Annotated in this window: 5 protein-coding genes; 1 reads left to right on the top strand and 4 read right to left on the bottom strand. The window is 53.9% G+C overall.

Annotation, left to right across the window (positions count from 1 at the left end; genetic code table 11):
* Nucleotides 1-466, bottom strand: a 466-nt coding sequence (locus tag B3Z49_RS09990; RefSeq protein ID WP_296990469.1) for a PAS domain-containing protein, incomplete at its 3' end; no start/stop codon positions are given.
* A gap of 224 nt (nucleotides 467-690) precedes the next feature.
* A complete protein-coding gene (locus tag B3Z49_RS09995; RefSeq protein WP_063088712.1) occupies nucleotides 691-1,467 on the bottom strand; it encodes a ferredoxin--NADP reductase in 777 nt (258 codons plus the stop codon).
* 432 nt (nucleotides 1,468-1,899) lie between these two features.
* Between B3Z49_RS09995 and B3Z49_RS10000 the strand changes: the two genes are divergently transcribed.
* Nucleotides 1,900-2,595, top strand: coding sequence for a nitroreductase family protein (locus tag B3Z49_RS10000; RefSeq protein WP_296990470.1), 696 nt, complete (start codon nucleotides 1,900-1,902; stop codon nucleotides 2,593-2,595).
* A gap of 70 nt (nucleotides 2,596-2,665) precedes the next feature.
* Here B3Z49_RS10000 and B3Z49_RS10005 read toward each other — a convergent pair whose 3' ends face one another.
* Nucleotides 2,666-4,000 carry an ATP-binding protein gene (locus B3Z49_RS10005; RefSeq protein ID WP_296990472.1) on the bottom strand — a complete coding sequence of 445 codons (1,335 nt, stop codon included), beginning with the start codon at nucleotides 3,998-4,000 and terminating at the stop codon, nucleotides 2,666-2,668.
* A gap of 45 nt (nucleotides 4,001-4,045) precedes the next feature.
* Entirely contained in the window at nucleotides 4,046-4,774 is a 729-nt protein-coding gene (locus B3Z49_RS10010) for a response regulator (protein ID WP_296990474.1), read from the bottom strand.
* Nucleotides 4,775-4,986: the final 212 nt, after the last annotated feature.

Here is a 4,986-nt window from a genome sequence, read left to right on the forward strand (position 1 = left end):
TCAGGTCAAACTCAATCACAGCCTGACTGCGATTGATCGCATTCACCTTGCCTTCGAAATCGGCCATGGTTTCCTGACGCTTGGTGATGTCAGATGCAAATTTCACAATCTTGGTAACATTGCCCTTGCTGTCGCGTACCGGGTTATAGGTTGCCTCGATCCAGACACGCCCGCCGGTTTTGGTAATGCGCGGGAATGCGGCACTTTTGAAGAAACCCTTGCGCAAATCAGACCAAAAGGCGTCGTAATCCGGACTTTTGCGAATTTCCTCGGGCACGAACATTGCGTGATGCTTTCCGACGATCTCGGAAAGCTCATAACCCATAACATCAAGGAAATTCTTGTTCGCGCGCAAGATTTTGCCCTGCAGATCAAATTCAATGACCGCAAGTGATTGCTCAAGCGCATCCAAAGTCATGGCAGCACTCTGGGAACCGGAACGTTTGAAAATACTGAAAAAGCCCATTTTTGTCTCCATTGACACTGCACCAGGACATTGAACAAGTTTCCAAACCTGACGCCTCATGAGCTCAAATTACGCGACTGCGAAAATTCCAAACATCCCCATTTGGGGAGGTATATATACCTACGTATACAACCCGGTATAATTCCCGGATTTCGCCCAAACAAAAAAGGCAGCAACCGACGGATGCTGCCTTCTGATCTCTTGGCCAAAATGTGGCTGGATGCTTATTTCTCGACAAACGCCTTTTCGATGACGAAGTGGCCCGGTTCGTTCATGTTGCCTTCCTTGCCACCCCACTCAAGAAGCATCTTGCGGGTGTCGGCAATCATCTGCGGGTTGCCACACAGCATGAAACGGTCGTTTTCAAGTGTCGGCTTTTCCAGACCAAGGTCGTCATAAAGCTTGCCCGATTCCATCAGCTCGGTGATACGGCCCTGATGCTTGAACTCTTCGCGGGTGACGGTCGGATAATACAGAAGCTTGTTCTGAACATCTTCGCCGAAGAATTCGTTGTTCGGCAGTTCGCTGTGAATGAATTCCTGATAGGCCAGTTCGCGGACTTCGCGGCAACCATGCACCAGGATCACCTTCTCATAGCGCTCATAGGTCTCGTAATCGCGGATCACGCTCATGAACGGTGCAAGGCCCGTACCGGTCGACAACAGCCACAGGTTCTTGCCCGGCAAAAGGTTGTCATGGATCAGGGTTCCGGTCGGCTTGCGCCCGACCAGGATCTTGTCGCCAACCTTGATGTGCTGCAAACGTGATGTCAGCGGACCGTTTGGCACCTTGATCGAGAAGAATTCAAGTTCTTCATCATAATTCGCACTGACCATCGAATAGGCGCGCAAAAGCGGCTTGCCATCAACTTCGAGGCCGATCATGGCGAACTGACCATTGATGAATCGGAAGCCCGGATCACGGGTGGTCTTGAACGTGAAGAGAGTGTCAGTCCAGTGGTGGACATAGGTGACGGTTTCTTCGTTTAAATTGCTGGCCATAACGCTACATCAATCCGTTTCGTCTGTCTGAGTGTGGAACCGTGGCGGGAAACACGGAGTATATATCCCGGCACGCATTCCATGCCAAGTTGCCGCGATTTAACATCAATCAAGCGTATATCGCAAGCAAACAATCAAAATTTATTGTCATTTTGTGTGAATTACATAATTTTATGTATATTTAGTGTGAAATACCCTTTTGCGAGCCGCCCGCCCCCGGAACGATTTGGTTTCACGCCAATTGCTTCTGTACGATTTGATAAGCCCGCCTGCCGCTTGATGCAATGACACATCGCAATGAATGCGGGCGATGTTGGTGGGTAATGGCTCGCCTCTCACGTCTGTGTGTGCGCCGGCGTTTGGCCTTGTCGCGCAGATCAACGCTTCATAAGATCAGGCTTTACCCATAAACAAAAACAATCAGGAAACCTCATGTCGTCGAACAAGCCTCTGACCACAGATTTCATTCCCATTCCACTGCCCGACTATCGCGAATATGACGTGGAAGAAATGCGCACCCGCGCGCAAGAATTTTACAACGACATCAAAACCCGCCATACCGTGCGCGATTTCTCTGACCGCCCGGTGCCGCGCGACATTATTGAAACCTGCATCCGTGCTGCGGGCACCGCACCAAACGGGGCCAACCATCAGCCGTGGCATTTCTCGGTGATTGGCGATCCGGCGATGAAACGCAAAATCCGCCTGGCGGCAGAGGAAGAAGAACGCGCTTTTTATGAAGGACGTGCTGGCGAAGAATGGCTCGATGCCCTCAAACCGCTGGGCACAGATGACACCAAACCGTTTCTGGAAACTGCCCCGTGGCTGATCTGCATTTTTGGTGAACGCAAAAGCACATCAGCCGATGGCAAACTTCATAAAAACTATTACGTGCCGGAATCGGTTTCGATCTCAACAGGCTTCCTGATTACCGCCCTGCACAGCGCTGGCCTTGCCACCCTGACCCACACGCCAAACCCGATGAGCTTCCTGACCGATATCTGCGGCCGCCCGGATCATAACAAGCCCTACATCCTGCTGGTCACTGGCTACCCCGCGGCGGACGCCACCATCCCGGCCCACGCGACCGAGAAAAAGGACCTCTCGGAAATCGCGACCTTCTTTTGATACCCCGCACCGCTCAAACAAAAAGCCCCGCCGTTCAATGGCGGGGCTTTTGAAATTTAATGTGCAGACCTTAATGCCCGATCGGCAGAACCAACCGCACGCGAAGCCCACCGCCCGGCGCATCTTCAAGCAGGACCTCGCCACCGTGACCACGCGCGGAATCGCGGGCGATGGTCATGCCAAGGCCAACCCCGCCGGTCGCCTGATTGCGCGACTCTTCAAGACGGTAAAACGGCTTGAAAACCTCTTCGCGTTTGTCGGCCGGAATGCCCGGCCCGTCATCGTCAAAGACAATCTCGTAATCCTGTCCCCGACGCCCGGCACGGACCGACAGGTTTGTCGCATACCGCCCGGCATTGGACATGATGTTTGCAATGCAACGTTTCATCGATTGCGGGCGCAGCTCCATCTCAAGGCTGTCTTCGATATGAAGATCAATCTGCTGCTCGTCACGCAATGCTTCGCCAACCTGATCGGTCAGAAGCTTGCCAATGTCGGTCAGAACCGCCTTTTCGCCCTCTTCGCCGCGTGCAAAGGCCAGATAGGCATCGACCATGCGTTCCATGTCGATGACATCCTGTTTCAGGGCATCAACACCGGGCGAGCTTTGCTGCATGGCAAGTTCAAGCTTCATGCGGGTCAGTGGCGTGCGCAAATCATGCGACACACCGGCAAGCAGGGCTGTTCGTTGCGACAAATGCCGTCCGATGCGATCACGCATCGACATAAATGACGTCGCCGCCATACGAACCTCGGCCGCGCCTTCGGGCTTGAAGTTATCAACATCAACCCCGCGCCCGAACTGATCGGCGGCCTTGGCCAGACGTCGGATCGGACGGACCTGATTGCGCATGAAGATCACCGCCACCCCATAGAGGATCAATGCCGATCCCGCAATCCACATAAAGAAGATATAGGTGGTCGAATTATACAGGCGCTTGCGCGGGGCGATGATCGACATCACCCCGTCTTTCAACTGGACACGGATTTCAAGCCTGCGGTCATCAAGCCCCAAATCAAAGAAAAACGGCCGCTGCAGGCGTTCATCCAGGGCGACATACAATTCCTCGGACACCAAACCAAACGGCGGTTCAGTAATCTGGCGCTCAAGGATTGCGTCACGCTCGAAAAAAAGGTCGAGCTCCATGCGTGCACGGGCCGTGTTCTGAATCCACTCGTAATGTTCCGGATCAGGATACTGACCCAGATAATCGATCACAAAAACAACATCACCGGCAAGCCCCCGACTTAGCTGGCGGGCAACCGTGTCCCAGTGCCGTTCAAAGAAGATCAGCACGGTCACGATCTGCAACAGCAGCATCGGCGTCATCAGGATCAGAAGCGACCGGCCCAAAAGCCCCGTCGGCATCAATGACTTGATCCGTCCGTTCTGTTCGCTACCCACGCTGCTTATCCCTGTCCGTTTTCATGGTCGCTCATTTTGCGTTCCTCAGTCCGTATACAGGACATAGCCCTGACCACGCACTGTCTGCAAGTATCTTGGTTGCTTGGGGTCTTCTTCGAATTTGCGCCTAAGGCGGGTAACCTGCACATCAATGCTACGCGACGCGCTAGGATCAATGGCATTGCCGCTGATCATGCCCTGAAGTTGCTCGCGCGACGTGGTCTGCCCGCGGCGTTTGACAAGCGCAACCAGCAAGGCCTGCTCAGCCGTCGTAAGATAGATATGCTCGTCCCCACGTTGCAGGATCATGCGTGTCATATCAAACCGGAACCCGCCAAAGGATGCCGTATTGTCGAATGGGTCTGGAGATGCTGAGTTGTCCGGTTCGGGCAACTCGCCATAGCGACGCAGGATTGCCTCGATACGAAGCACCAGCTCGCGCGGCTCAAATGGTTTGGCCAGATAATCATCCACCCCGGCTTCAAGACCTGCGATGCGGTCTTCGGTCTCGGACAGTGCGGTAAGCAGAAGGATCGGAACCTTTGATCCGCTTTCGCGCAGGCTGCGCGCCAGATCAACACCCTTTTCGCCGGGCATCAGAACGTCAAGAACGATCAGATCAAACTGCAATCCCGCAAGGCTGGCACGCGCAGTCGCAGCATCTCGTGCGGCAGATACGTTAAAGCCGTTCTCACCCAGATAGCGGGTAAGAAGGTCACGCAAACGGTCATCATCATCGACCACAAGAACATGTGGCTGATCAGCACCGGTCATCGGATTTCCCTGGGTTCAGGATCGCTGGAGAACAATTTGGTCGCAAAATCTTTCAAAAGCGTAAGCATGACGACGTCAAAATTATGACAGATATGACACCCGCCTCATCCGGCACGGCGGCGCAGGCCACCGGGGCCATCATCCTCGAACCGCTTGCGGTCCTTTTCATCCATCATGCCCATCATGACCTTGCGGAACCCCTCGACCGATTC

This window comes from Thalassospira sp. UBA1131 (assembly GCF_002311515.1).
Taxonomy (GTDB): Bacteria; Pseudomonadota; Alphaproteobacteria; order Rhodospirillales; family Thalassospiraceae; genus Thalassospira.